The sequence below is a fragment of the Aeromonas sp. S12(2024) genome (assembly GCF_041402305.1).
GTDB lineage: Bacteria > Pseudomonadota > Gammaproteobacteria > Enterobacterales > Aeromonadaceae > Aeromonas > Aeromonas veronii.
The window spans coordinates 1-22392 of sequence record NZ_JBGLRB010000024.1 but is presented as its reverse complement, the minus strand read 5'-3'; the positions used below and the strand labels follow the sequence as shown (position 1 = coordinate 22392).

Sequence of the window (22392 nt, the reverse complement as noted above, 5' to 3'; positions counted from 1 at the left end):
TAGGGTCAACAGGACCACCTCATGGCGATCGCAGGCCATCATCGGTCGCGCCAAGAATCCGGCGCTCACCATCGGGGGTTACGTCTTTAGGGCAAAAGATGGCACAGTGTAACGAGAAGCCGCCGTTTCGGCAGCACCCCTGAGCCATTTGTTCCTGGTTCCCTCTGAATCACCTCAAGGAGTTCCCATGCAACCCTGGCAACCTCTGCTCGATTTCTGGTTTGGCGACGAAGCCGATGATGTCCTGCGGGCCACGCGGCAAGCCCCCCTCTGGTGGGGGAAAAGCAGCGAAACGGATGCCCTGCTGGCCAGCCGCTTTGGCGAGCTGGCAGAGGCCGCAGCCGAGGGCAGCCTCGCCCACTGGGCCGATACTCCCAGCGGTCGGCTGGCGCTGATCCTGCTGCTCGACCAGCTGCCCCGCAATATCCATCGCGGCACGCCTGCGGCCTTTGCCCAGGATCCGCTGGCAAGGGATCTCTGCCTGAAAGGGCTATCCATCGGGGCGGACAAATCCCTCTCGCCACTGGAGCGGGTCTTCTTCTATCTGCCGCTGGAGCATGCCGAATCCCGCGAACAACAAGCCCGAAGTGTGGCCCTGTTCGAGGCACTGGCTGCCGAGCAGGCTGGCACACCGGCGCAGGCGACCTTCGCGGGCTTTGCCGACTTTGCCCGCCGCCATCAGGTGATCATCGAACGCTTTGGCCGCTTCCCCCACCGCAACGACATTCTGGGTCGCACCAGCACACCGGAAGAGGCGGCATTTTTGCAGCAACCGGGCTCAGGCTTCTAAGCAGGTCATATAAAAAATCCCCGCCAGCTGGCGGGGATAGCAGATGGATAACAACCGTCGGCGTTACTGAATGCGGTAGCGGGATATCTGCTGGTGGATGCTCTCGGTGGTGACATTGAGCTCCTCGGCTGCGGCTGAGGTCTCTTCCGCTGTGCTGCTGGTCTGCTGCACGACCTGAGCAATCTGCTCTACCTGATGGGCGATCGACTCGGCGGCCGAGCTTTGCTCGCGGATGGCATTGGTGATCTCGCCCACCTGCTCCATCACCCGGTGCGACGCACTGCGGATCTCGGCAATAATGGTGCCACTCTCTGTCGCCATGGTGACCCCCTGGCTCACCTTCTCCTCCACCAGATGCATGCGGGAGACCGTATTGTTCGACTCCTGCTGGATCGCCTCTACCGTGGCGGAGATCTCCTGAGTGGATTGGGCTGTGCGCTCAGCCAGTTTGCGCACCTCATCCGCCACCACCGCAAAGCCACGGCCGGACTCCCCGGCCCTCGCCGCTTCAATGGCCGCGTTCAAGGCCAGCAAGTTGGTCTGCCCCGCCACATCACGGATCACGTTGACCACACCGCCAATGCGCGAAATGCCCTCACCCAGCGCAATGACCTCGGCCGAGGCCTGCCGGATCGAGTCGGCGATCTCGTTGATGGCATGAACGGTGCGCTCGATGGTCCGGCCTCCCTCGGTCGCCAGTTGCCCCGACTCGTTGGTGATGCGGCTCGTCTCCTGAGTGCGCTGGGAGATATCTGTGATGCTGACCGTCATCTCTTCCACACCGGCGGCGATCAGACTGGTGGCATCATTGGCCTGATTAGCCGAGCTGGCCAGGTGTTGCGCTGCCTGAGAGAGGGATTCGGCAGTGCTCTTGATCTGCAAGCTGCCGACGGAAAATTCGGTAAATGTCTGTTGCAGCGTATCGAGCAGCCGGTTGACCGCATTGAGGGTCAGGCCAATCTCATCCTGCTGTTTCACATCTGCTCTCAGGGTAAAGTTGAGGTCACGCTGGATCCGGGTCAGGGTATCCATGGCGGTGCGAAGGGGATTGGCCACCTGATTGAACAACCAGACAAACAGCCCCATCGTCAGTACGGTGGCACCACCGGCGATAAACAACAGGGTTTGCAGGCTGTTGTCATAATTCTCCTGGCCCTGCTTCTTGAGCGCCAGTCCCAAATCCATATTGAAGTTGACGTGAAGCTCGATTGCCTTGGCAAACTGCTGGAACACTCTGGTGGCTTCTCCCGCCAACATGTCTCGCGCTTCATCGTTCTTGTTTTGTCTGGAGAGCTGCAGAACCTTGTCTATCTCCTGATAATATTGCGCAATAATGCGCTGATCATCGTCGGTCAGGCGCCGGTCTTCGTCATTGGAGAGCATCTCTGCTTTATATTTCTCCAGTTGCGAATTGATCTGTTTGCGATGCTCGGCTATATCGGCTTCTATCTGCTGCATCTTGCCATCATCGGTATTGAGAATATGGCTTTGAACCCGGGAGTGCAGCTCATAAAATGCAGCCTGCACCTCCTTGATCAGCGCAATACTGGGCACCGTATTGTCCGTCACATAGCTCAAGTCTCGATTGCCAGCCCCAAGGCGGTTGATACTGAACCAGCTGAGGAAAACAAGCGCCAGCATAACCAGCAGCGCTATCAGTTGAAGCCGACGAGCAATGTTCATAACCGTACACTCCAGATGAAAACTATCTAGCAGTGTAGACGAGCCATAAACAACAACGGCCCGCATTGGCGGGCCGTTGTTGTTTATTTTTCATAGCGTTGTGATCAGGCCTTGGCTGGCTCACTCTCACCCAGCGCGACAGTTTCACCCAGACTGTCTTCGGTCTTGGCAACCACGCTGGCGGCGATGGCGTTGCCCAGCACGTTGGTGGCAGAGCGGCCCATGTCGAGGAAGTGGTCGATCCCCAGCAGCAGCAGGATGCCCGCTTCCGGAATATGGAACTGGTTCAGGGTGGCGGCAATAACAACCAGAGAGGCACGCGGTACCCCGGCCATCCCCTTGGAAGTGACCATCAACAGCAGCAGCATGGTGATCTGCTGGGCCATGGAGAGCTCGATGCCATACGCCTGGGCGATGAACATCACCGCGAAGGTGCAGTACATCATGGAGCCGTCGAGGTTGAAGGAGTACCCCATCGGCAGCACGAAGCTGGCGATGCGCTTGTCACAACCGAACTTCTCCAGACGATCCAGGGTCTTCGGATAGGCCGCTTCGGAGCTGGCGGTCGAGAAGGCGAGCAGGATGGGTTCGCGGATCATCGCCAGCAGCTTGATGACACGGCCACGCAGGAAGACGCTGCCCATGGCGATCAGCAGCAGCCAGAGGCAGGCCAGCGCGATATAGAACTGGGCCATAAAGCTGCCGTAGGTAACCAGAATACCCAGCCCCTCTTTGGCCACCATGGCGGCGATGGCGCCAAACACCGCGAACGGCGCAAAGTTCATCACATAACCGGTCACTTTCAGCATGATCTCGGCAGCACTGGCCATCAGCACCACTACCGGCTTGGCCAGATCGCCGAGCGCGGCGGCAGCCAGACCGAAGAAGAGGGAGAAGACCACGATCTGCAGGATCTCGTTGGTGGCCATCGCCTCGACCACGCTCTTGGGGATGGCGTGGGTCACAAAATCTTTCAGGGTAATGGCACCTGCAGCAATGCCCGAGCTGGCGGTGTCATTAGGCAGGGAGAGTGAAAGACCCACACCCGGCTGCATCAGGGTCACCATCACCAGACCCAGGCTCAGGGACATCAGAGAGGCCAGCATGAACCAGCCGAGGGTCTTGGCACCGATACGCCCCACGGTGCGGGTGTCGCCCATCTTGGCGATACCGACCACCAGGGTAGTGAAGACCAGGGGAGCGATGATCATCTTGATCAGGCGCAGGAAGATATCGGTCAGGATCGTGATGTTATTGGCGAAATCCGCAGCCTGATCTGCGGCAAACATCCGATAGCCCTGGCCGGTGAGGATGCCAAACATCATGGAGATGAGGATGGCGACCGTCAGTTTATTCATTTTCATGGGGGAGTCCCGGTTTTGATTGGTGCAAGCCGTAAACAGTGGCGTGGGAGCCACTACAGTCCGTTTTTGTGATCCGAGCCGTTGATTCCTGGCGGCTGGTATGCTGGGAGAATGCCTAAAAGCAGGGGGTAAATCTAGAGGCTTTATCCAGAATTTTATCCTGCCATTAGGTGTATGTGATATGGATCTTGCAAACCACCAATATTAATCACTGTTTATTTTGATTTCGGCGAGATATTTCGCATCCAGAGTTCGCTCATCGAGTGCCCGTGGCAACATGCGAAAAGTGAGCAGCGCCGAGATGGTATGCTGCACCTGCATCTGGGCCATAAAGAGATCCGGCTCATCCTCGTCAAAGCCGAAGATCGGCCGTGATGTGGTCACCCTGACGGCATCGCGGTTAATGGTCAGCTCATCGACCTTGAGCCAGGAGTAACCCTCTGCCAGTGCCAGCTCCCCTGCCCGCTTGAGCACATATTTGCGGGCGGTCTCCCTGTCCACCAGATCGTTGCCGACAAACTCCAACTGCCACTTGTCCGGGCCAAGCCGGGTCTGGGAGAAACCGGTCTGGCCATTCCAGAACGACTTTTCACTCTCATAAGGGGTGGCGCAGCCCACCAGAAGCAGGGTGAGCATCAGCAGACAACAGGGTTTAGATACGGATGCAGACACGAGAGGCCTCGCCAGGCAAATGAGCAACAGAGTCGTTACTACACCATAAAGCGCGGTGGCTGCACAATCGACTCACGTCAACATCGACCGGCACGCATCACCACTGGCTTCGCGCCTGTGCGGCAAATCGCAGGCAAAAGAAAAGGCCTTGTCGTTTGACAAGGCCTTTACCGGGGAATTTGGTCGGTGTGAGAGGATTCGAACCTCCGACCCTCTACACCCCATGCAGATGCGCTACCTGGCTGCGCTACACACCGACGGAGTCAGCTCGGCTGACGGGGGCAGAGTTTATGGAGATGACCCTGCCCTGTCAACAGGGAAACGCCGCCAATTCCTAAGCCACGGTGCGTTCGCCTGCTTTGCGAACAATCAGCGGTTAAACGTCAGCCGCTTGCCCAGGATCTGGTCAGTCACCTGCCCGTTTTGCCAGGCGATCTGGCCGTTCACCAGCGTCATCTCCACCGTGCTGTGGAAGCGGTAGCCGTTGAAGGGCGACCAGCCACAGTGGTAGAGGATGTTGTCATCGTTGACCACATAGGGCTTGCCCAGATCCAGCAGCACCAGATCGGCGAAGTAGCCCTCGCGGATATAACCGCGATCCTGCACCTGGAAGCGCTCGGCTACCGCATGGGAGGTCTTCTTGACGATAGTCTCCAGGGTAAACACGCCGTTGTGGTAGAGCTCCAGCAGCGCCTGCAAAGAGTGCTGCACCAACGGCACACCGGACGGCGCCTTGAAGTAGCTGTTCTGCTTCTCTTCCCAGGTGTGGGGCGCGTGGTCGGTGGCGATGATGTCGAGCACGTCGTTGCGTACCGCATCCAGCAGTGCCTGCTGGTCGGCGGCACTCTTCACCGCAGGGTTGCACTTGATCAGGCTGCCCTGGGTCTCGTAATCGGCATCATTGAAGAAGAGGTGATGCACACACACCTCGGCGGTGATGTTCTTGTCTTTCAATTCGCTCAGGTCGTGGCTGGCGGTAAACAGCGACAGCTCCTTGGCCGAGGTCAGATGCAGCACGTGCAGCTTGGCACCGTATTTTTTCGCCAGCGCCACCGCCATGCTGGAGGATTTGTAGCACGCCTCGTCACTGCGAATGCGGCCGTGCTCGCCCATCGGCACATTCTCGCCCCACTTGGCCCGTGCCGCCTCTTCCGCCTTGGCGATGGTCGGGGTGTCTTCGCAGTGGGTCACGATCATCACCGGACTTTCGCGGAAGATGGCCGCCAGGGTCTCCTGATTGTCCACCAGCATGTTGCCGGTCGAGGAGCCCATAAACACCTTGACCCCGCAGGACTGCTTGGGGTCGAGACGCTTGATCTCTGCAAGGTTGTCGTTGGTGGCACCGAGATAGAAGCTGTAGTTGGCGACGGAGGAGTTGGCGGCGATCTGGTATTTGGCTTCGAGGGCGTCGAGGGTGGTGGTCTGGGGATTGACGTTGGGCATTTCCATGAAACTGGTGGTGCCACCGGCGACGGCGGCGCGGGATTCGCTGGCGATAGTCCCCTTGTGGGTCAATCCCGGCTCCCGGAAGTGGACCTGATCATCGATCATTCCGGGGATGAGATGGCGACCTGCGGCATCGATCACCAGCGCATCGGGCGCCTCGATATCCGGGGCGATGCGGGCAATCCGTTCCCCCTCGATCAACACATCGGAGGCATAGATGCGGCCTTCGTTGACCAGGGTGGCATTTTTGATAAGCAGTTTGTTCATGGGGGGTTCCAGTTCCTTTGCCGATAATCGCGGGTCATAATAGCGCAAAACTGCCCTTTCTCTGTAGCAAGGCCTGACTGATGAAGTTATTTGTAAGAGATTTGACCGTGATCGACTCCAGCTACCTCTGCGAACGCCGCGGCATGGTGGGCGAGAGCTGGCTGGTAGATATCGAAATGAGCGGTGAGCTCAACGAAATGAGCATGCTGCTGGACTTTGGCCGGGTAAAGAAGCTGATCAAGTCGATCATCGATGAAGAGGTGGACCACAAGCTGCTGGTGCCGACCGAGTGCCCGCTGATCCACGTCGAGACACTGGATGGTGACGAAAGCACAGTGGATCTGCTGCGCCCGGGTCGCTCCATCCATCTGCGCTGCCCATCCCAGGGCTTTGCCTTTATCCCGGCCCCGCAAGTTGATAAAGAGTCGGTGACCCGCTACCTGCTGGCGGTACTGGCCAAACGGCTGCCGGGCAATATCAAGGATCTCTCCCTGACCCTGCGTCAGGAGGCGATCACCGGCGCCTTCTACCACTACAGCCACGGCCTGAAAAAGCACGATGGCAACTGCCAGCGCATCGCCCACGGCCACCGCTCTCCCATCGAGATCCACGTCGATGGCGAGCGCGACCAGGAGCTTGAGCTCAACTGGGCCGAGCGCTGGGGCGATATCTACCTCGGCACCGAGGAGGACAAGGTGGCGCTGACCGAGCTCGCTTTGAGCCCTCGCGCCAATGCCCAGCTTGGCGAGCATCACATCGGCTTCAAATATGTGGCGCCGCAAGGGCTGTTCCAGCTGGCCATCCCCACCGCCGAGGTGGAGATGATCGACACTGACACCACGGTTGAGCTGCTGGCCTGCTATATCGCCCGCGAAGTGAAGAAGATGGTGGGCGACAAGTTCGTCAAGATTGTCGCTTATGAAGGGGTCGGCAAGGGCGCCATCGCCTACGCGTAATTCCTACGTTGACTACCGCAATAACAAGGCCCCGCATCTGCGGGGCCTTGTTATTTCAACTCTCGACCATCAGGCGCTGAGGCGGAAGCGCTTGACCAGGCTCTCCTGCTGCTCGGCAAGGGAGTCCAGCTGCTGGCTGGTCTCGGCTACCCGCTCAATCCCCTGATAGTTGAGATCCGAGATATCGGAGATGCGGTTGAGGTTGGTGGCAATGTCGGCACTGGTGGCCTGCTGCTGCTCGGCGGCAGAGGCGATCTGGCTCGACATGTCGCTGATCAGCACCACAATCCCCTGCACCTCCTCCATGGCGTTGTTGGCGTGAGAGCTCTGATCCACGCAGCTGTCCATCTCGCGAGAGCACTCCTGCATCACGGTCACCGCCTTGGCTACCCCCTGCTGCAGGTTCTCGATCATGGTCTGGATTTCGCTGGTGGACTGGGCGGTGCGGCCCGCCAAACTGCGCACCTCATCCGCCACCACCGCAAATCCGCGCCCCTGCTCGCCGGCCCGCGCCGCTTCGATGGCGGCGTTGAGGGCCAGCAGGTTGGTCTGCTCGGCGATGCCGCGAATGACATCGAGGATGTTGCCAATCTGGCTGCTCATGGCACTCACATCACCAATCACCTTGCCGGTCTGTTGCAGCTTGCCCGCCAGTTGATGAGTGGTGGTGATATTGCCTGCCATCACCTTGCGTCCCATCTCGGAGGCCTTCTCCACATCCTGCACCCGCTCCAGGGTCTGGTTGGCGGCCTGCGCCACCTCACGCACCGAGGCCTCCATCTGGGTCATGGCGGCGGCGACCGAGGCGGTCTCCTGCCGCTGTTTCTCCAGATCCGCCCGCACCGATTCGGTGGTGTGGCGATTGCCGTGGGCGGCATCGTTAAGCTGGGCAGACGCTTGTGAAAGCTGTGCCAGCACCTCCCCCATCTGGGCAATCAGCAGGTTGATCTGGCTGCCCAGCTGACCAAATTCATTCTTGCTCTGAAAACCGATGCGCTGGGTCATGTCGCCCTGGGTCACTTCGGTCAGCACCCGCAGCAACTCCCTGAGCGGACGGCGAATGGCCTTGCCCAGGGTATAAGCCACCAGCATGGCGATCAGGATGGCGACGACGATGCTGGTTCCCTGTGTCAGGGTGCTCTGGCTCTGTGTGGCTTTGGCGTGCTGAATGCTTTGACTCATCAGCTGCTGACTCTGGCCGGTGATCCGCTCAAGCCGGTTCTGGATCTCGACGATGAGGGCGCTCGCCTGCTTGCTCTTCTCCCGCATCTGTTCCTGCTGCTTCATCAGCGCCAGATACTGGGAGAGCACGCCTTCGCTTGCGGTGGTGTCGCGCACGAAGCCGTGAACATAGTGGCCCATGTCGTTCTCGAAGTTCTTCAGCTCCCCCTGCAGATCCTTGATGGTGCTGTTGAACCCCTCAATCTGCATCTTGTTGCGCTTGAGCGCCCCTTCGATGGGGGCCGGAATGGTCTGATTGAGGGCGTCCATGGTGGAGAGTTCGATAGCGGAGAGCTTGGTGGTCAGGGTCTCGGAGAGCATCTTGATAAAGCTGTCGTCGATGGTGACCATCATGTCACCCAGACTCTTCTTGAACTGGGGCAGACTGACCTGAAACTGCCCCTTGGCCAGATTGACCTTGTGCAGTCGGGTGAGCAGCGCCTCGTGTTCGCCGGGCAGGGTATCGGTCAGTTGCAGGTAGCTGTCGACCTGCTGGCTGAGGCTGCTCATCTCCCCTTGCAGTTCGGGGTGGTGGGCCACCTGCTGGCGCAAGACGTCAAGGCTCTTGCCCACCGCGGCTTTCGCCTGTTTCAGTTCGGCCACTTCGGCTGGCAGCTGTTTGGGGTCCTGCTCGGTGAGCACATCCCCCAGCCACTTGTTGGCGCTGAGCAGGGTGATCTGGGTCTGGCTGCTGGCAATCACCAGCGGCATAGACTGCTGGGTAACCTGCTCCAGTGCGTTCCCCAGGGTCTCCTGACTACGAAATGTGAGCAGTGAACTGGCCACCATCACGGCCACCAGGATCGCGAAGCCAAGGTAGACTCGCTGCAAGATGGAGAGATCCGACATTGTTTGTTTCATTATTGTCCCGCTGTATATGCAAAAGTCCCTTGCCTGAGTACCCCGTCCTTTTGATACCCTGCAGACCACCCTGAACAGGCGCTGCAGATGACGTCCCTCTGGCTATCGGTATTTTTAACAATAACTGAAGGGAATGGGACATCAGCTGTGTCAAATGTCGGCTTGTGTCACACTTGGCGTGCTGCTCGCCCCCCTTTCGGGAGCCGCTTGGGGTTCTAGTTCAATTTTCTGTTTCATATAAGGGAGTTAGCCATGGCGCAAGAAACCATTTTCAGCAAAATCATCCGTAAAGAGATCCCCGCCGACATCCTTTATCAAGACGATCTGGTCACCGCATTCCGGGATATCCAGCCCAAGGCCAAAACCCATATTCTGATCATCCCCAATGTGCTGATCCCCACCGTCAATGACGTGGAAGCCGAACATGAACTGGCCCTTGGCCGGATGTTCACCGTGGCCCGCAAACTGGCCGCCGAGGCTGGCATCGCCGAAGATGGCTACCGCCTCATCATGAACTGCAACCGCCACGGCGGGCAGGAGGTCTACCACATCCACATGCATCTGGTCGGTGGCCAGCCGCTGGGGCCGCTGCTCAGCCTGTAATGAATCGCAACGCCTCAACCTGCCGCAGCGCCCTGTTGCTCTGCGGCGCCCTGCTGTTGCTGGGAGGCTGCGCCTCCCGCTGGCAGGATATGTTCGTCTCCTACTCCGATCAGATGGTGCCACTGCGCAACCAGCTGCTGCTGGGCCATGCCGCCGAGGCGCTGCCCGAGGTGCGCGACTCCACCCTGGGGGATGACACCTTTGTGCTGGATCGGCTCGAACAGGGGCGCATTGCCTGGCTCGCCGGTCAGGATGCGGGCAGCAAGCAGGCGTTCACCGCCGCCGACAGCCGCCTTCAGTGGGAAGAGAATCAGGCCGAATACCGGCTGAGCCACGGTCTGGATCAGGTGGGCAGTCTGCTCACCAACGATCAGTCGATGGCCTATCGTACTCCCGATTACGAACGCACCATGCTGCATCACTATCTGGCCCTCAACTATCTGCAACGGGGTGATGCCGATGGCGCCCTAGTAGAGGTGCGCCGGGCCAATCAGGTGCAGGAGCAGGCGCTTAAACGGCGAGCCGATGAGGTGCGCAAGGCGAAGGATGAGAGCGAAGAGGCCGAGGCTGAAGGTGAGATGCGCCAGCTGATGTCGCGCGGCGCACCGGATCTCGACCGGTTGATCGGCAAGGTCAAAAACGGTTTTCAGAACGCCTACACCTTCTATTTTTCCGCCGTGCTCTATGAGGCGGCCGGGGATCTCAACGATGCCTGGGTCGACTATCAGCGCGGCTACCAAATAGCGCCGGACAACCGCAGCCTGCAAGATGCCTTGCTGCGTCTGGCGCGGCTGCGTGGCTCACCGGACGAGATCCGCGAGACCGAGAAAAAGATAGGCCGCAAAGCACCGCCGCTTGCAAAAGATCAAGGCCAACTGGTGGTGCTGTTTGAAGATGGTTTGATCCCGGCGCGGCGCGAACTCTTTCTGCCGCTCCCCATCTCCACCTCCCGCGGCGATTTTCGCACCTTTACCGTCGCCATCCCCTATTACGATAATCGGGCCAGCGACACCGGCCCGCTGACGGTGGAAGTCGGCAAGCGGGCCTGGCAGACCAGCGAGCTGGTCAGGCTGGAAGCGCTGGCCGCCAAAGATCTGCAGGAGCGGCTGCCCGGCATGCTGACCCGCCAGGCGCTGCGACTGGTGGCCAAGGAGCAGATGCGCCGCACCGCCGCCAAAGAGGGGGGCGATGTGGGCAATATTCTGGTGGGGATCTTCAACACCCTCTCGGAGCGGGCTGATACCCGCAGCTGGCTGACGCTGCCAGCTCAGGCATCGAGCTGGCAGGGGATGGTGCCGGCAGGTGACATCAATCTCACCCTGGGCGCAGGGACGGCGCAGCGGCAATTGCCGCTCACCATCCACAAGGGACGCACCACCCTGGTCTGGGTACAGCGCCTCGGCGCCGTTCTGACCACCCGGGTGATGCCGCTCTGAGCAGATGGCGAAGAGAGATGAGCAAGACAATTAACCGGGCAGGCTCACACGCGGCCCCACTCACCCCGATTAAGGAGAGCAAGATGAAAGCATACGGGTTGGCCCTCGGGCTCGCGCTGCTGCTGACCGGCTGCGCCACCAACACCTCAGGCGTGGCGCTCTATGGCCCGGCGGGCGGTGCTCCCACGCTAGAGCAGCATCAAAACGTCAACGTCACCCTGACCGAGCTGAGCCGCCGCCAGCAAAATGGCCTGCTGCAGGTCAATGTGGCCGCCGCCAGCACCCAGCGCGGCGATAACAAGCTGCAATATATCTTCTATTGGTATGATGAGGCCGGTCAGGAGGTCGCCAGCGATGGCCGCGGCTGGACCCCCATCAAGCTGCATGGCTATCAGACCCGCACCCTCTCGGCCCTGGCGCCCAGCCCGGCGGCGCAGGGTTACCGGATTTACGTACGCGAAGTGATTGAGGAATCCTACTGATGAAAATGAATCATGCCCTGCTGATATTGACCTCTGCATTGCTCTTGGGCGGCTGCTCCAGCACTACCGTCAGCTATGGCGATCCCACTGAAACTGAAACCGTCACCGTCGATTACGGCTCAAGCGACCTGCAGGCCATCGCCGACAAGATGGCGGACTCCATGCTCGCCTCCCCTGCCACCAGCGAGATCACCGCAGGCGGTCGTCCGGTGATGTTTATGGACTCTATCCGCAACAAGACCTCCGAGCACATCGATACCGAAGCCATCACCGACACCATCCGCACCAAGTTGCTGCGGGCCGGCAAGTTCCGCTTCGTCGACATGAGCAAGGTGGCCGCCGTCAAGCAGCAGCTCGAATACCAGCAGAGCAGCGGCATGGTGGATCCTGCCTCCATGGTACGTCTGGGCAAGCAGACCGGTGCCCGCTACATGGTCTATGGCAACCTCGCCAGCATCGTCAAAGACAATGGCAAGGTGAAGGATGTCTACTACCAGATGACCATGAACCTGATGGATCTGCAAAACGGCGAACTGCTGTGGGCCGATCAGAAAGAGATCCGCAAACAGGCGAAGAAATCCACCTTTGGCTGGTAACAGGCTCCTGGTGACAGGCAACTGTGATTCGCTACTGGCCAGCCTGCCCGCCCCCTGGCGGGAGGGGCAGCTGGAACCACTCGGGTTAGGCCTGACCAACTGCAACTATCGACTGCGCCTCCCCTCGGGGCGCAGTTACTTTTTGCGTCAGGGCCACCCCGACCCGGTGCGCCTTGGCATCGACCGTCCCACCGAGTGGCAACTTTATCAGGGGGCGATGGGCGAAGGGTTGGCACTGCCCTGCCACTATGGCGATCCCGCCAGCGGTCTGATGCTGCTCGAATGGTGCGATGAGCCAAACTGGGTACACGCGGCGCCACCGGAAGCCGATCAGCCCCGTCTGCTGGCTGAGGTGCTGCGCAAGCTCCATCGCCTGCCGCTGCCTGCGGTGGTGATGGCGGTGCGAGCCCACGCCGCAGGCTATCGCGCCCGACTGGCCCACATTCCCTCCTGGCTGCCCGCCCTGGAGCGGGGCTTGCTCGCCAGCAGTGAGCCAAATGATTGCTGGCGCCCTTGCCACCATGATCTCAATCCGGCTAACTTGTTGGGAAGCAAACCCTGGGTCATCGACTGGGAGTATGGCGCGGCAGGTCACCCCGGCTTTGAGCTCGCCAGCATCCAGCGCACCCATGAGTGGCCCGCCGAGCGGCGTGACGAGCTGGAAGCACACTATCTGCAGGCCGTGCCGCGCCACCAGTGGCCCGATTTTCAGAGCGAGGCATTTTTACCCTGGGTCGACTATATCGGCCTGCTCTGGGCCCTGCTGATGGCAGAGCAACAGCCCTCACTCGACTATGACACCCTGATCGCCATCAACCGGCAACGACTGGAGTAACAGATGATAAACAAGGTGCGCTGGCACAAGCCGAAAACCTGGGGTCTGCTGCTGATCGGCCTGCTGCTGACCGGCTGCTCCACCCGGGTGATCTACTACTGGCTCGATACCGCCATCATCTGGCAGCTGGATGACTACTTTGCCCTCTCCTATTCGCAGAAGGATCTGCTCAGCCGCGAAGTGAAGGGGCTGATGGCCTGGCACCGCCAGCACGAGCTGCCGCGCTACGCCAAGGATCTCGATGCACTGGCCAAGGCGGTGGCCAGCCCCATGACGCCGGAGCAGATCTCGACCAATCTCGATGCGGTGCAGCAGAGCCTGACCCGCACGCTGGAAAACACTATCCCCCGCGCGGTCAGGCTGGCGCGCACCCTGACCGACGAGCAGGTGGCCCGCTTTATGACCGATCGGGTCAAGCGGCAACAGGAACGACAAAAGGACTTTGCCACTGAGCCCAAAGAGCAGATGCTGGCGGAGTTTCGCGACAAGATGAACAAGCGGCTCGAGTTCTGGATTGGCGAGGTGAAACCGGCACAGGCGCCACTGGTGGCCCAGTGGGCCGAATGGCAATACGAGCTGATGCCCCCCTGGCTCGAGTTTCAGGAGTCCTGGACCCAGGAGCTGGACAGGCTGATGAAGCAGCGCCAGAGTCCCGACTTTACCCGCGAGCTGACTGACCTGCTGGCCGAGGGGGATGGGCTGATGGATGGCCGCTTTACCGGCTATACCGAGCAGTCACGCCAGCGTACCGTCAACTGGCTGAGCGCCATGAGCCAGTCGCTGGATATCTCCCAGCGGGCCCATCTCTACTCCCTGCTCAAGGGGTATGCCCGCGACTTCAAGCAGATGAGCGGCAGCTGACGAGCGGCACCGAATGGTGCCATGTGCCCGGGGCAACCTTGTTCAAACCGGGCGCGTGTGGTAGTTTGCCCTTTCTATTTATCGGGAATTAACTTTTGCGCCTTATCGACAAAGTAAAACTGGTGCTGGTAACTCTGGTTATCGCCCTCACCCTGCTTTGTTCCATCGCCCGAATGGAAGGCCCGCTGCTACCCGCATCTCCCCAGAGTGAACAGCAGCAGACTCAGGTGTTCAATCAGCTTAGCGACAGCGATGATGGCATCATCAAGTTTGTCGGCAGCCATCAGAATCACCTGCTGCGTCTCGAACAATCCCTGCGCAGTGACAACCAGCCCAAGAGTGTGGTCTACGAGCTGATCCAGAGCTGGTCGGCCCAGGCCATCCTGCTGTTGCTGCTCGGCTGGCTGATGCTGGCACCCGAGCTCTATCACAAACAGAGTTTTCGCGAGCGCTTTGGCGCGATCCACCGGCGCCATCTACAGCGCCAACATCTGCAATATCGCTTCACCCAGAGCTATCTGAGCGCCTGACCCCGGAGGGGCTGGCACATCAACTGTTTGCTCATCTCCTCTTCCTGACGGATCCGGCGGCTGCCTGATCCGCATTTGATGCATCCCATTTTTTGCGCCTTGCCGAGCCTTGTTGCTATCGGCCCGGGCACCATTCTCCTGACAGAGGCTTGTTTGCCATGAGAAAGAGCAATCGCACCGTTCTCAACCGCATGAGCAAGTGGCAGTACGCACTGCTGCTGTTGATGCTGTTGACCTTTACCTTTTACTCCCTGCCCACCTTTTTCGGTGAGCAGCCCTCCCTCGGCCTGCACGGACAGCAGCGCCTGACGGCTCAGCAGCAGATGTTGCTGAGCGACAAACACCTGACCCCGATCAAGGTCATTGAGCAACCTGAGCGGGTCGAGCTGGTCTTTGCCAGTCAGGGCGATCAGCAGCGCGCCAAGCAGTTGCTGGAGCTGCAAGGGGTCGACAGTGCCGCCCTGACCCTGGAGTTTCACTCCAACGCGCCGGCCTGGATCACCCGCCTCGGCGCCGACCCCATCAAGCTGGGGCTCGACCTGCGTGGCGGCTCCCAGCTGCTGATCGGGGTGGACGTGGACTTTGTCATCGACAATCAGACCAAGAATCTGGTGGATACCCTGCGCACCCGCTTCCGTGAAGCCAATCTGCGCGGCGCCAGCGTCACACGCAGCGCACAGGGCGCCGTAGCCGTCACCCTGCCGGAGGTCGCCGAACAGGAGAGCTGGCTCGCCATCATCAAGGAGAGTGCCGGTACCCGTCAGGATCAGTGGAAGCTGACCCGCTCCGGTAATGATCTGAAACTGGTGCTGAGCGATGCTGAGCGTACCCTGCTGGTCAACAACACCGTGACCCAGAACCTGTCGATCCTGAAAAAACGGATCAACGAGCTCGGCATCGTCGAGGCATCGGTGGTGCGTCAGGGCCAAGATGGCATCCGTATCGAACTGCCCGGGGTACATAACCCCAAGCAGGCGAAAGAGGTGATCGGCGCCACCGCCTCGCTGGCCTTCTACGAGGCCAAAGCCGACAGCCACTTCTATATCGCCGATCGCAACGGCCAGGCCGTCGGCATGGCGCGCAAGCCGGTACTCACCGGCGAGCACATCGTCGATGCCCGCGCCAACATGGGCGAGATGGGTCAACCCCAGGTCAATATCGTGCTCGACACCCTGGGCGGCAGCAAGATGAACCAGTTCAGCCGCCAGCATGTGGGCAAGCCGATGGCGACCGTCTTCACCGAGTACAAAACCAACGCCCAGGGCAAACTGCGCGCCCAGAGCGAGGTGATCAACGTCGCCACCATCCAGACTGCCCTTGGCAACCAGTTCCGCATCACCGGCATTGGCAGTCTGCCGGAAGCTCAGGAGCTGGCCATGCTGCTGCGTGCCGGCGCCCTCACCGCCCCTCTCAAGATCCTGGAAGAACGCAGTATTGGCCCGACGCTGGGGATGCAGAATATCGAGGCGGGCTTCACCGCGCTGGCCTTCGGTATGGCGGGCATGATGCTGTTTATGATGGCCTGGTATCGCAAGTTCGGCTGGGTTGCCATCACGGCGCTGGTCGCCAACCTGTTGATGCAGGTCGGCATGCTGGCAGTGCTGCCGGGCGCCGTGCTGACCCTGCCGGGGATCGCCGGTCTGGTACTGACGGTGGGCATGGCGGTGGATACCCATGTGCTGATCTTCGAGCGGATCAGGGACCGGCTGCGAGAAGGGGGCTCACTGGCCAACGCCATCGACTTTGGCTATCGCTCCGCCTTCCACACCATTTTCGATGCCAACATCACTACGCTCATCTGCGCCGTGGTGCTCTACTCCATCGGCTCCGGGCCGCTGCAGGGCTTCTCCATCACCCTCATTCTGGGTCTGCTCTCCAGCATGATCACCGGGATCTGGGGGACACGCGCCATCATCAACCCCCTATGGGGACGCAGCAGCGAGCGCACGCTGAAGGTGTAACGGGACAGCAGTCCCTCTGATGAGCGGCTTTGGCTGCGCCATCGGCCATGGATATGGCCGGAGTGGCCAAAGCAGAACACTATTTCCCGGCGTGTCGCGACACGTCGTGATGGGCCAACAGCCTGAGGCTGGCGGGCCAAGGAGAGAATTATGTTGAGAATGATCGTTGCCATGGGGCTGACCCGTTGGCGCTATATCGGCCTGTGGGCTTCCATCCTGCTGACCGTGGCCAGCGCCGCCATCTTGCTGGTGAACGGCCTGATACTGGGGCTCGATTTTACCGGCGGGATCCTGCTGGAGTTTCATATCCAGACCCTGAAAGAGGCCCATGAGCTCAATGCCATGCTGGTCTCCCCGCTGGCGGGAGCCGTTGAGCTGAGCTCGGCCGGTATTCCCGGCGAGTGGCTGATCAAGCTGCCCCCCCACGAACTGCCCTGGCCCGCGGCGGATCTCGCCACCATGCTGACCCAGCAGTTGGGGATGCCGGTCGAGTTGCTGCGCACCACCATCGTCGGCCCTCAGGTGGGTGCCGAACTGTTCCAGCAGGGTATGCTGGCCGTGCTGGTCGCTTCGCTGGCGATGTCGGCCTATCTGGCGTTTCGCTTCGAGTGGCGTCAGGCCATCGGCATCCTGCTCTCGGTGGTCCATGACGCCATCGTGGCGCTGGGGCTGCTGTCACTCTTTCAGATCGAATTCGATCTGAACATCATCGCCGGCTTGATGGCGGTGATCGGCTACTCCCTCAACGACAGCATCGTCATCTCGGACAGGTTGCGGGATCTGCTGAGCTCGCGTACCCAGATGGGCATCCACGAATGCTCCGATGTGGCCATCAAGGCGACCTTCAGTCGCACCATGATCACTTCGGGCACCACCCTGTTTACCGTGGGCGCTCTGTTGCTGTTTGGCGGTGACGCCCTCTACGGCTTCTCCTTCACCCTGTTTGCCGGGATCCTGGTGGGCACCGTCTCCTCCATCACCGTCGCCTCGACCGTGCAGGAGCTGCTGGGCCTCACCCCGCAGGCCTACCAGAAGAAGAGCGAGGAGCCACTGGCCAACGCAGCCTGAACCTTGTTAACCAGGCCCGGCTCACCGGGCCTCAACAAACCGGGCTCCTGCCAACCATTGGCAGGGGCTTTTTCCCATTCCTCCTCTCGGTCTCTCACCGCCCCTTTTGTTGCTCGGCTCGCCTCAATTGACAACTGACCATATTGAAAGCGATGACGGATCAACCCGTCATTTTTAATAACAAAAAGGTCATTTTATTACGTCGGAAACCATAAAATGTGACTGAAAGCACTTTCTTGAGGGCTCAAAGGAGGCAACATTGTAGTGATTTATCTACAAAGGGATATGAGATGTTGTTACAACCTGCCAATACAGCAAAATCCAGACAGTTGCTGAACGAGACCATGGCTTTGGTACTCGCAGGAGGGCGGGGTAGTCGCCTCAAACAGTTAACCGACAACCGTGCAAAACCTGCCGTTCATTTCGGCGGCAAATTCCGCATCATCGATTTCGTGCTCTCCAACTGCATCAACTCCGGCATCCGTCGGGTCGGTGTCGTGACCCAGTACAAATCCCACAGCCTGTTGCGCCATCTCCAATCGGGCTGGTCTTTCCTGCGCTACCAGATGAACGAGTTTATCGATCTGCTCCCTGCCCAGCAGCGGGTGGATGAGGTGAACTGGTATCGGGGTACCGCAGATGCGGTCTACCAGAATCTGGATATCATCCGCGATCACGTCCCCAAATATGTGGTGGTGCTGGCAGGCGATCACATCTACAAGATGGATTACGCCGCCATGCTGCTCGACCACGTCAATATGGGTGCCAAGGTGACCGTTGCCTGCATCGAGGTGCCACGCAGTGAAGCAAGCGCCTTCGGGGTAATGGCGGTGGATGATGATCGCAAGATCAATGCCTTCGTCGAAAAGCCTGCCAACCCGCCCGCCATGCCGGGCAAGGCCGACACCGCACTGGCCTCCATGGGCGTCTATATCTTCGATGCGGAGTATCTCTATCAGCTGCTGGAAGAGGACATTGCCAACGAGCAGTCCCATCACGATTTCGGCATGGACGTGATCCCCCGCGTGGTGAAAGAGGGCACCGCATTCGCTCACCCGTTTGGCATGTCCTGTGTCGGCTGCTGTCCGGATCGCCGCCCCTACTGGCGCGATGTGGGCACCGTGGACTCCTTCTGGGAGGCCAATATGGATCTCGCTTCCGTCACGCCTGAGCTCGATATCTACGATCAGGACTGGCCCATCTGGACCAGTCAGAACATGACTCCTCCCGCCAAGTTCGTGCAGGACCGAAACGGCCAGCACGGCATGACCATCAACTCCATGTTTGCCGGGGGCACCATCGTCAGTGGCTCTTTCATCCTGAGTTCGGTGCTCTTTACCAATGTGCGGGTCGACTCCTTCTGCACCCTGGATCAGGCCGTTATCTTCCCGGGTGTGGAGATAGGTGCCGGTTGCCGACTGCGCCGGGTGGTGATCGACAAGGGGTGCAAACTGCCGGAAGGCACGGTGATCGGTGAAAACGCCGATGAAGATGCACGTCGCTTCCACCGCTCCGAGCAGGGCATAGTGCTGGTCACCCAGGGGATGCTCACTCGCCTGAACAAAGAGCTGCAGGGAAAACAAAAGCGCTGATCCGCAGCCAGACGGGATCCCCCTTCCTACCGCAAAGGGAGCCATGATGGCTCCCTCTTTCTATGGCTGACCAGATAGCCACCTCACACCATCATTGCCATCGCGTTGCAGCCTCCCAGAGATACCATTTACTGTGGGTAAACAGCTGGGCAACGCAGCCTTCACGCCCCAAGTTGTAAACATTAAATTACACAAAAACCATTAACCCTCCGAAAAACCCTCTGTATTATTCCTGTTCGCGCTATATAGCAGCTCCTTTATCTGACTTTTTAGTGGTAAACCCACTAGTTTCACTTGATTGTTTGTTTTTCCTTGGTAAGGTGATGACGGTTGCGTAACAAAGTAGGTACCAGTGTAAATATATAGGTACAACCGCTTTTGGCTTAATACAGTAGAGAGAATGAAATCATGCAAAGAGACCCCCTGAACAACATCCATATCCAGTCCGAACAAGTGATGATCACGCCTGCCCAGCTCAAGGAGAAGTTACCCATCTCCGACAAGGCGCTGGCATTCGTGCAAGGGGCCCGCAATACCATCGCCGACATCATTCACCGCCGCGATCACCGCCTGTTGGTGATCTGTGGTCCCTGCTCCATCCACGATATGGACGCCGCCAAAGAGTACGCAACCAGACTCAAAGCGCTGCATGATGCCTATCAGGACGCTCTCTACATTGTCATGCGGGTCTACTTTGAGAAACCGCGCACCACGGTCGGCTGGAAAGGCTTTATCAACGACCCCAATCTGGATGGCACCTTCGATGTGGAGCTGGGGCTGCACCGTGCCCGCGAGCTGCTCTGCTGGCTGGCGGAGCTGGAGTTGCCGCTGGCCACCGAAGCGCTCGACCCCATCAGCCCGCAATACCTGGCAGAGCTCTTCTCCTGGTCAGCCATCGGCGCCCGTACCACCGAATCCCAGACCCACAGGGAGATGGCGTCCGGCCTCTCCATGCCGGTCGGCTTCAAGAACGGCACCGACGGCAACCTGGGGACTGCCATCAATGCTCTGCAGGCGGCCTCCTCCCCTCACGCCTTTATGGGGATCAACCAGCAGGGCCAGGTTTCGCTGCTGCAGACCCAGGGCAACCCGGATGGCCACGTGATCCTGCGCGGCGGCAAACATCCCAACTATGACTCGGTCAACGTGTCGCTGGCGGAAGAGGCGCTGGAGAAAGCGGGCCTGCTGCCGAGCCTTGTGGTGGATTGCAGCCACGGCAACTCCAGCAAGGATCACCGTTTGCAGCCCAAGGTGGCCGACAACGTCATCCACCAGATCCAGGAGGGCAACCGCTCCATCATCGGGGTGATGCTCGAATCCAACCTGTTTGAGGGTAACCAGTCCAGCGAGCAGCCCAAGGAGCAGATGCGCTACGGGGTCTCCATCACAGATGCCTGCATCGACTGGGACACCACCGCTACCCTGCTCGCCCGCTGCCACAACCAGCTGGCTGACCCCCTCAAGGGCAGAACAGCACGGTAAGCCGTGGTATCTTGTCGTAACCTATTGAACAATCTGGGTATCACCGCAGGTGGCATCTGGCCGCTCATGCCGTGATACCTTGTTGCATCTTGATTTTCAGGGCGCCGCCGCTGCGGCGCCAGCAGGGACTGAATATGGCTGAAGAGTTGAATGTACTCAGGGACAAGATAGATGCGGTGGACAAGCAGCTGATCGATCTGCTGGCAGCCCGTCTGGCCCTGGTGGGAGAAGTGGGTGAGGTAAAGAGCCGCCACGGCCTGCCCATCTATGCACCGGATCGGGAAGCGAGCATGCTGGCCCGCCGCCGCGCCGAGGCTGAGCAGTTGGGGGTTCCCGGCGATCTCATCGAAGACGTGCTGCGCCGGGTGATGCGTGAATCTTATGCCAGCGAGAAAGATACAGGCTTCAAATGCATAAAGCCGGATCTTGGCAAAGTGATCATCATCGGTGGTCAGGGCCAGCTTGGTCGGCTGTTCGGTCATATGTTCAGCCTCTCAGGCTATCGGGTCGAGACGCTGGAACAAGCCGACTGGCCGCGCGCTGACGAGATCCTCGCCGGAGCCGGTCTGGTGATGGTGGCGGTGCCCATCGATATCACCTGCCAGATCATCGACCGCCTCGGCAACCTGCCCGCCCACTGCCTGCTGGTGGATGTCACCAGCGTGAAAGCGGCACCGCTCGAACATATGCTGGCGGTGCACCAAGGGCCGGTACTGGGACTGCACCCCATGTTCGGGCCGGATGTGGCGAGTCTAGCCAAGCAGGTGATCGTCTGCTGCCAGGGTCGTGACCCCGCCGCCAGCCAATGGCTGCTGGAGCAGATGACCATCTGGGGCGCCCGCTTGCAACAGGTGGAAGCCAAGGCCCACGATGAGGCGATGACCCTCATTCAGGCACTGCGTCACTTCGCCACCTTTGCCTATGGCTGGCACCTCTCCCGGGAGCAGGCCAATCTGGATCGCCTGCTGGCGCTAAGCTCCCCCATCTACCGGCTGGAGCTCGCCATGGTGGGGCGGCTGTTCGCTCAGGATCCCCACCTCTATGCCGACATCATTTTGTCGTCACCGCAGAATCTGGCGATGATCCGCCGCTACTACCAAAACTTCGGCGAAGCGCTGGGGCTGCTGGAGCGGGGGGACAGGGACGGTTTCATCGAGGCCTTCTCGCAAGTCTCCGGTTTCTTCGGCGAACACGCCGACCAGTTCCTGCGTGAAAGCCGGATGCTACTGGCCCAGGCCAACGACCGCCGCCAACACGGCTGATCCTGCAAAAGCAGTCACCGCTCATATCACCAAAAAGGGAAGATACTCAGGCACCTTCCCTTTTTTGTTTATTACCGATTTCAACGCTAACTCAGTCGCAAGCAGCGACACATCAAGTACCTACCGCTGATTGGCCTCACAATCCACTCTCCCTGCGCCGCATCACATCCACCAAGTATGCCCCTCAATATCCGCACAATCCGCGCAAATAGCACCGAGCTGCCAGATTCTCACGGTCAAGCCAAGCTGCTGCGAGCAATGGCTGTATGGCGTAGAGGAGAGCAGTGCCCTCCCCGTCAAAGAGATAAGCAGGAAGCAGGAAGCAGGAAGCAGGAAGCAGGAAGCAGGAAGCAGGAAGCAGGAAGCAGGAAGCAGGAAGCAGGAAGCAGGAAGCAGGAAGCAGGAAGCAGGAAGCAGGAAGCAG

The 22392-nt window shown here is 59.7% G+C and carries 19 protein-coding genes and 1 tRNA gene; 14 read left to right on the top strand and 6 right to left on the bottom strand.

Annotated features, from left to right (window positions below; genetic code table 11):
* The first annotated feature begins 187 nt into the window (after positions 1-187).
* On the top strand, positions 188-790 hold the full coding sequence (locus ACB035_RS18890) for a DUF924 family protein (protein WP_371167910.1): 603 nt from the start codon (positions 188-190) through the stop codon (positions 788-790).
* 63 nt (positions 791-853) lie between these two features.
* Here the strand turns inward: ACB035_RS18890 and ACB035_RS18885 are convergent, their stop codons facing one another.
* From ACB035_RS18885 to ACB035_RS18865, 5 genes are all read right to left on the bottom strand, one after another.
* Positions 854-2473 carry a methyl-accepting chemotaxis protein gene (locus ACB035_RS18885; protein ID WP_371167909.1) on the bottom strand — a complete coding sequence of 540 codons (1620 nt, stop codon included), beginning with the start codon at positions 2471-2473 and terminating at the stop codon, positions 854-856.
* A gap of 104 nt (positions 2474-2577) precedes the next feature.
* Positions 2578-3837 carry a dicarboxylate/amino acid:cation symporter gene (locus ACB035_RS18880; protein WP_005334018.1) on the bottom strand — a complete coding sequence of 420 codons (1260 nt, stop codon included), beginning with the start codon at positions 3835-3837 and terminating at the stop codon, positions 2578-2580.
* A gap of 204 nt (positions 3838-4041) precedes the next feature.
* Positions 4042-4473, bottom strand: coding sequence for a hypothetical protein (locus tag ACB035_RS18875; RefSeq protein WP_042053201.1), 432 nt, complete (start codon positions 4471-4473; stop codon positions 4042-4044).
* Between the two features lie 216 nt (positions 4474-4689).
* Positions 4690-4766, bottom strand: a tRNA-Pro gene (locus ACB035_RS18870).
* Between the two features lie 112 nt (positions 4767-4878).
* Entirely contained in the window at positions 4879-6222 is a 1344-nt protein-coding gene (locus ACB035_RS18865) for a dihydroorotase (protein ID WP_100653426.1), read from the bottom strand.
* A gap of 80 nt (positions 6223-6302) precedes the next feature.
* Here ACB035_RS18865 and ACB035_RS18860 point away from each other — a divergent pair, with 80 nt between their 5' ends.
* Positions 6303-7178: a 6-carboxytetrahydropterin synthase gene (locus tag ACB035_RS18860; RefSeq protein WP_201995442.1), complete on the top strand. Its 876-nt coding sequence runs from the start codon at positions 6303-6305 to the stop codon at positions 7176-7178.
* Positions 7179-7247: 69 nt separating this feature from the next.
* Here ACB035_RS18860 and ACB035_RS18855 read toward each other — a convergent pair whose 3' ends face one another.
* The gene (locus ACB035_RS18855) at positions 7248-9260 is read right to left on the bottom strand and encodes a methyl-accepting chemotaxis protein (RefSeq protein WP_100646263.1); all 2013 of its coding nucleotides are present in this window, start codon (positions 9258-9260) and stop codon (positions 7248-7250) included.
* A 252-nt stretch (positions 9261-9512) separates the two neighbouring features.
* On the opposite strand from ACB035_RS18855, the gene hinT reads away from it, so the two are divergent.
* The 12 genes from hinT (at position 9513) to tyrA (ending at position 21968) form a co-directional block, all read left to right on the top strand.
* Positions 9513-9863 carry a purine nucleoside phosphoramidase gene (gene hinT, locus ACB035_RS18850; RefSeq protein ID WP_005334033.1) on the top strand — a complete coding sequence of 117 codons (351 nt, stop codon included), beginning with the start codon at positions 9513-9515 and terminating at the stop codon, positions 9861-9863.
* Positions 9863-11299 (top strand): COG3014 family protein, encoded by a 1437-nt coding sequence (locus ACB035_RS18845; RefSeq protein WP_371167908.1) that lies wholly within the window; start codon positions 9863-9865, stop codon positions 11297-11299. The genes hinT and ACB035_RS18845 overlap by 1 nt, the downstream gene beginning before the upstream one ends.
* Positions 11300-11382: 83 nt before the next feature.
* On the top strand, positions 11383-11781 hold the full coding sequence (locus tag ACB035_RS18840; RefSeq protein WP_005334038.1) for a YcfL family protein: 399 nt from the start codon (positions 11383-11385) through the stop codon (positions 11779-11781).
* Complete coding sequence (gene lpoB / locus ACB035_RS18835; protein ID WP_005334041.1) at positions 11781-12377, top strand: penicillin-binding protein activator LpoB; 597 nt, start codon at positions 11781-11783, stop codon at positions 12375-12377. The genes ACB035_RS18840 and lpoB overlap by 1 nt, the downstream gene beginning before the upstream one ends.
* A gap of 10 nt (positions 12378-12387) precedes the next feature.
* The gene (locus tag ACB035_RS18830) at positions 12388-13212 is read left to right on the top strand and encodes a phosphotransferase (protein WP_371167907.1); all 825 of its coding nucleotides are present in this window, start codon (positions 12388-12390) and stop codon (positions 13210-13212) included.
* Positions 13213-13215: 3 nt separating this feature from the next.
* Positions 13216-14073 (top strand): DUF6279 family lipoprotein, encoded by an 858-nt coding sequence (locus ACB035_RS18825; RefSeq protein WP_005353080.1) that lies wholly within the window; start codon positions 13216-13218, stop codon positions 14071-14073.
* A 95-nt stretch (positions 14074-14168) separates the two neighbouring features.
* The gene (locus ACB035_RS18820; RefSeq protein ID WP_081253334.1) at positions 14169-14603 is read left to right on the top strand and encodes a hypothetical protein; all 435 of its coding nucleotides are present in this window, start codon (positions 14169-14171) and stop codon (positions 14601-14603) included.
* Positions 14604-14761: 158 nt separating this feature from the next.
* Entirely contained in the window at positions 14762-16564 is a 1803-nt protein-coding gene (gene secD / locus ACB035_RS18815) for a protein translocase subunit SecD (RefSeq protein WP_371167906.1), read from the top strand.
* Between the two features lie 150 nt (positions 16565-16714).
* Positions 16715-17632, top strand: a complete 918-nt coding sequence (gene secF, locus ACB035_RS18810) for a protein translocase subunit SecF (RefSeq protein ID WP_371167905.1) — start codon at positions 16715-16717, stop codon at positions 17630-17632.
* 290 nt (positions 17633-17922) lie between these two features.
* Entirely contained in the window at positions 17923-19224 is a 1302-nt protein-coding gene (gene glgC, locus ACB035_RS18805) for a glucose-1-phosphate adenylyltransferase (protein WP_371167904.1), read from the top strand.
* 408 nt (positions 19225-19632) lie between these two features.
* Positions 19633-20706, top strand: a complete 1074-nt coding sequence (locus ACB035_RS18800; RefSeq protein WP_371167903.1) for a 3-deoxy-7-phosphoheptulonate synthase — start codon at positions 19633-19635, stop codon at positions 20704-20706.
* A gap of 134 nt (positions 20707-20840) precedes the next feature.
* Entirely contained in the window at positions 20841-21968 is a 1128-nt protein-coding gene (tyrA, locus tag ACB035_RS18795) for a bifunctional chorismate mutase/prephenate dehydrogenase (RefSeq protein WP_371167902.1), read from the top strand.
* Positions 21969-22392: the final 424 nt, after the last annotated feature.

Coding starts and splice junctions, on each gene's coding strand:
- ACB035_RS18890 (WP_371167910.1), top strand. CDS start 188: ATGCAACCCTGGCAACCTCTGCTCGATTTCTGGTTTGGCGACGAAGCC.
- ACB035_RS18885 (WP_371167909.1), bottom strand. CDS start 2,473: ATGAACATTGCTCGTCGGCTTCAACTGATAGCGCTGCTGGTTATGCTG.
- ACB035_RS18880 (WP_005334018.1), bottom strand. CDS start 3,837: ATGAAAATGAATAAACTGACGGTCGCCATCCTCATCTCCATGATGTTT.
- ACB035_RS18875 (WP_042053201.1), bottom strand. CDS start 4,473: ATGCTCACCCTGCTTCTGGTGGGCTGCGCCACCCCTTATGAGAGTGAA.
- ACB035_RS18865 (WP_100653426.1), bottom strand. CDS start 6,222: ATGAACAAACTGCTTATCAAAAATGCCACCCTGGTCAACGAAGGCCGC.
- ACB035_RS18860 (WP_201995442.1), top strand. CDS start 6,303: ATGAAGTTATTTGTAAGAGATTTGACCGTGATCGACTCCAGCTACCTC.
- ACB035_RS18855 (WP_100646263.1), bottom strand. CDS start 9,260: ATGAAACAAACAATGTCGGATCTCTCCATCTTGCAGCGAGTCTACCTT.
- hinT (WP_005334033.1), top strand. CDS start 9,513: ATGGCGCAAGAAACCATTTTCAGCAAAATCATCCGTAAAGAGATCCCC.
- ACB035_RS18845 (WP_371167908.1), top strand. CDS start 9,863: ATGAATCGCAACGCCTCAACCTGCCGCAGCGCCCTGTTGCTCTGCGGC.
- ACB035_RS18840 (WP_005334038.1), top strand. CDS start 11,383: ATGAAAGCATACGGGTTGGCCCTCGGGCTCGCGCTGCTGCTGACCGGC.
- lpoB (WP_005334041.1), top strand. CDS start 11,781: ATGAAAATGAATCATGCCCTGCTGATATTGACCTCTGCATTGCTCTTG.
- ACB035_RS18825 (WP_005353080.1), top strand. CDS start 13,216: ATGATAAACAAGGTGCGCTGGCACAAGCCGAAAACCTGGGGTCTGCTG.
- secD (WP_371167906.1), top strand. CDS start 14,762: ATGAGAAAGAGCAATCGCACCGTTCTCAACCGCATGAGCAAGTGGCAG.
- secF (WP_371167905.1), top strand. CDS start 16,715: ATGTTGAGAATGATCGTTGCCATGGGGCTGACCCGTTGGCGCTATATC.
- glgC (WP_371167904.1), top strand. CDS start 17,923: ATGTTGTTACAACCTGCCAATACAGCAAAATCCAGACAGTTGCTGAAC.
- ACB035_RS18800 (WP_371167903.1), top strand. CDS start 19,633: ATGCAAAGAGACCCCCTGAACAACATCCATATCCAGTCCGAACAAGTG.
- tyrA (WP_371167902.1), top strand. CDS start 20,841: ATGGCTGAAGAGTTGAATGTACTCAGGGACAAGATAGATGCGGTGGAC.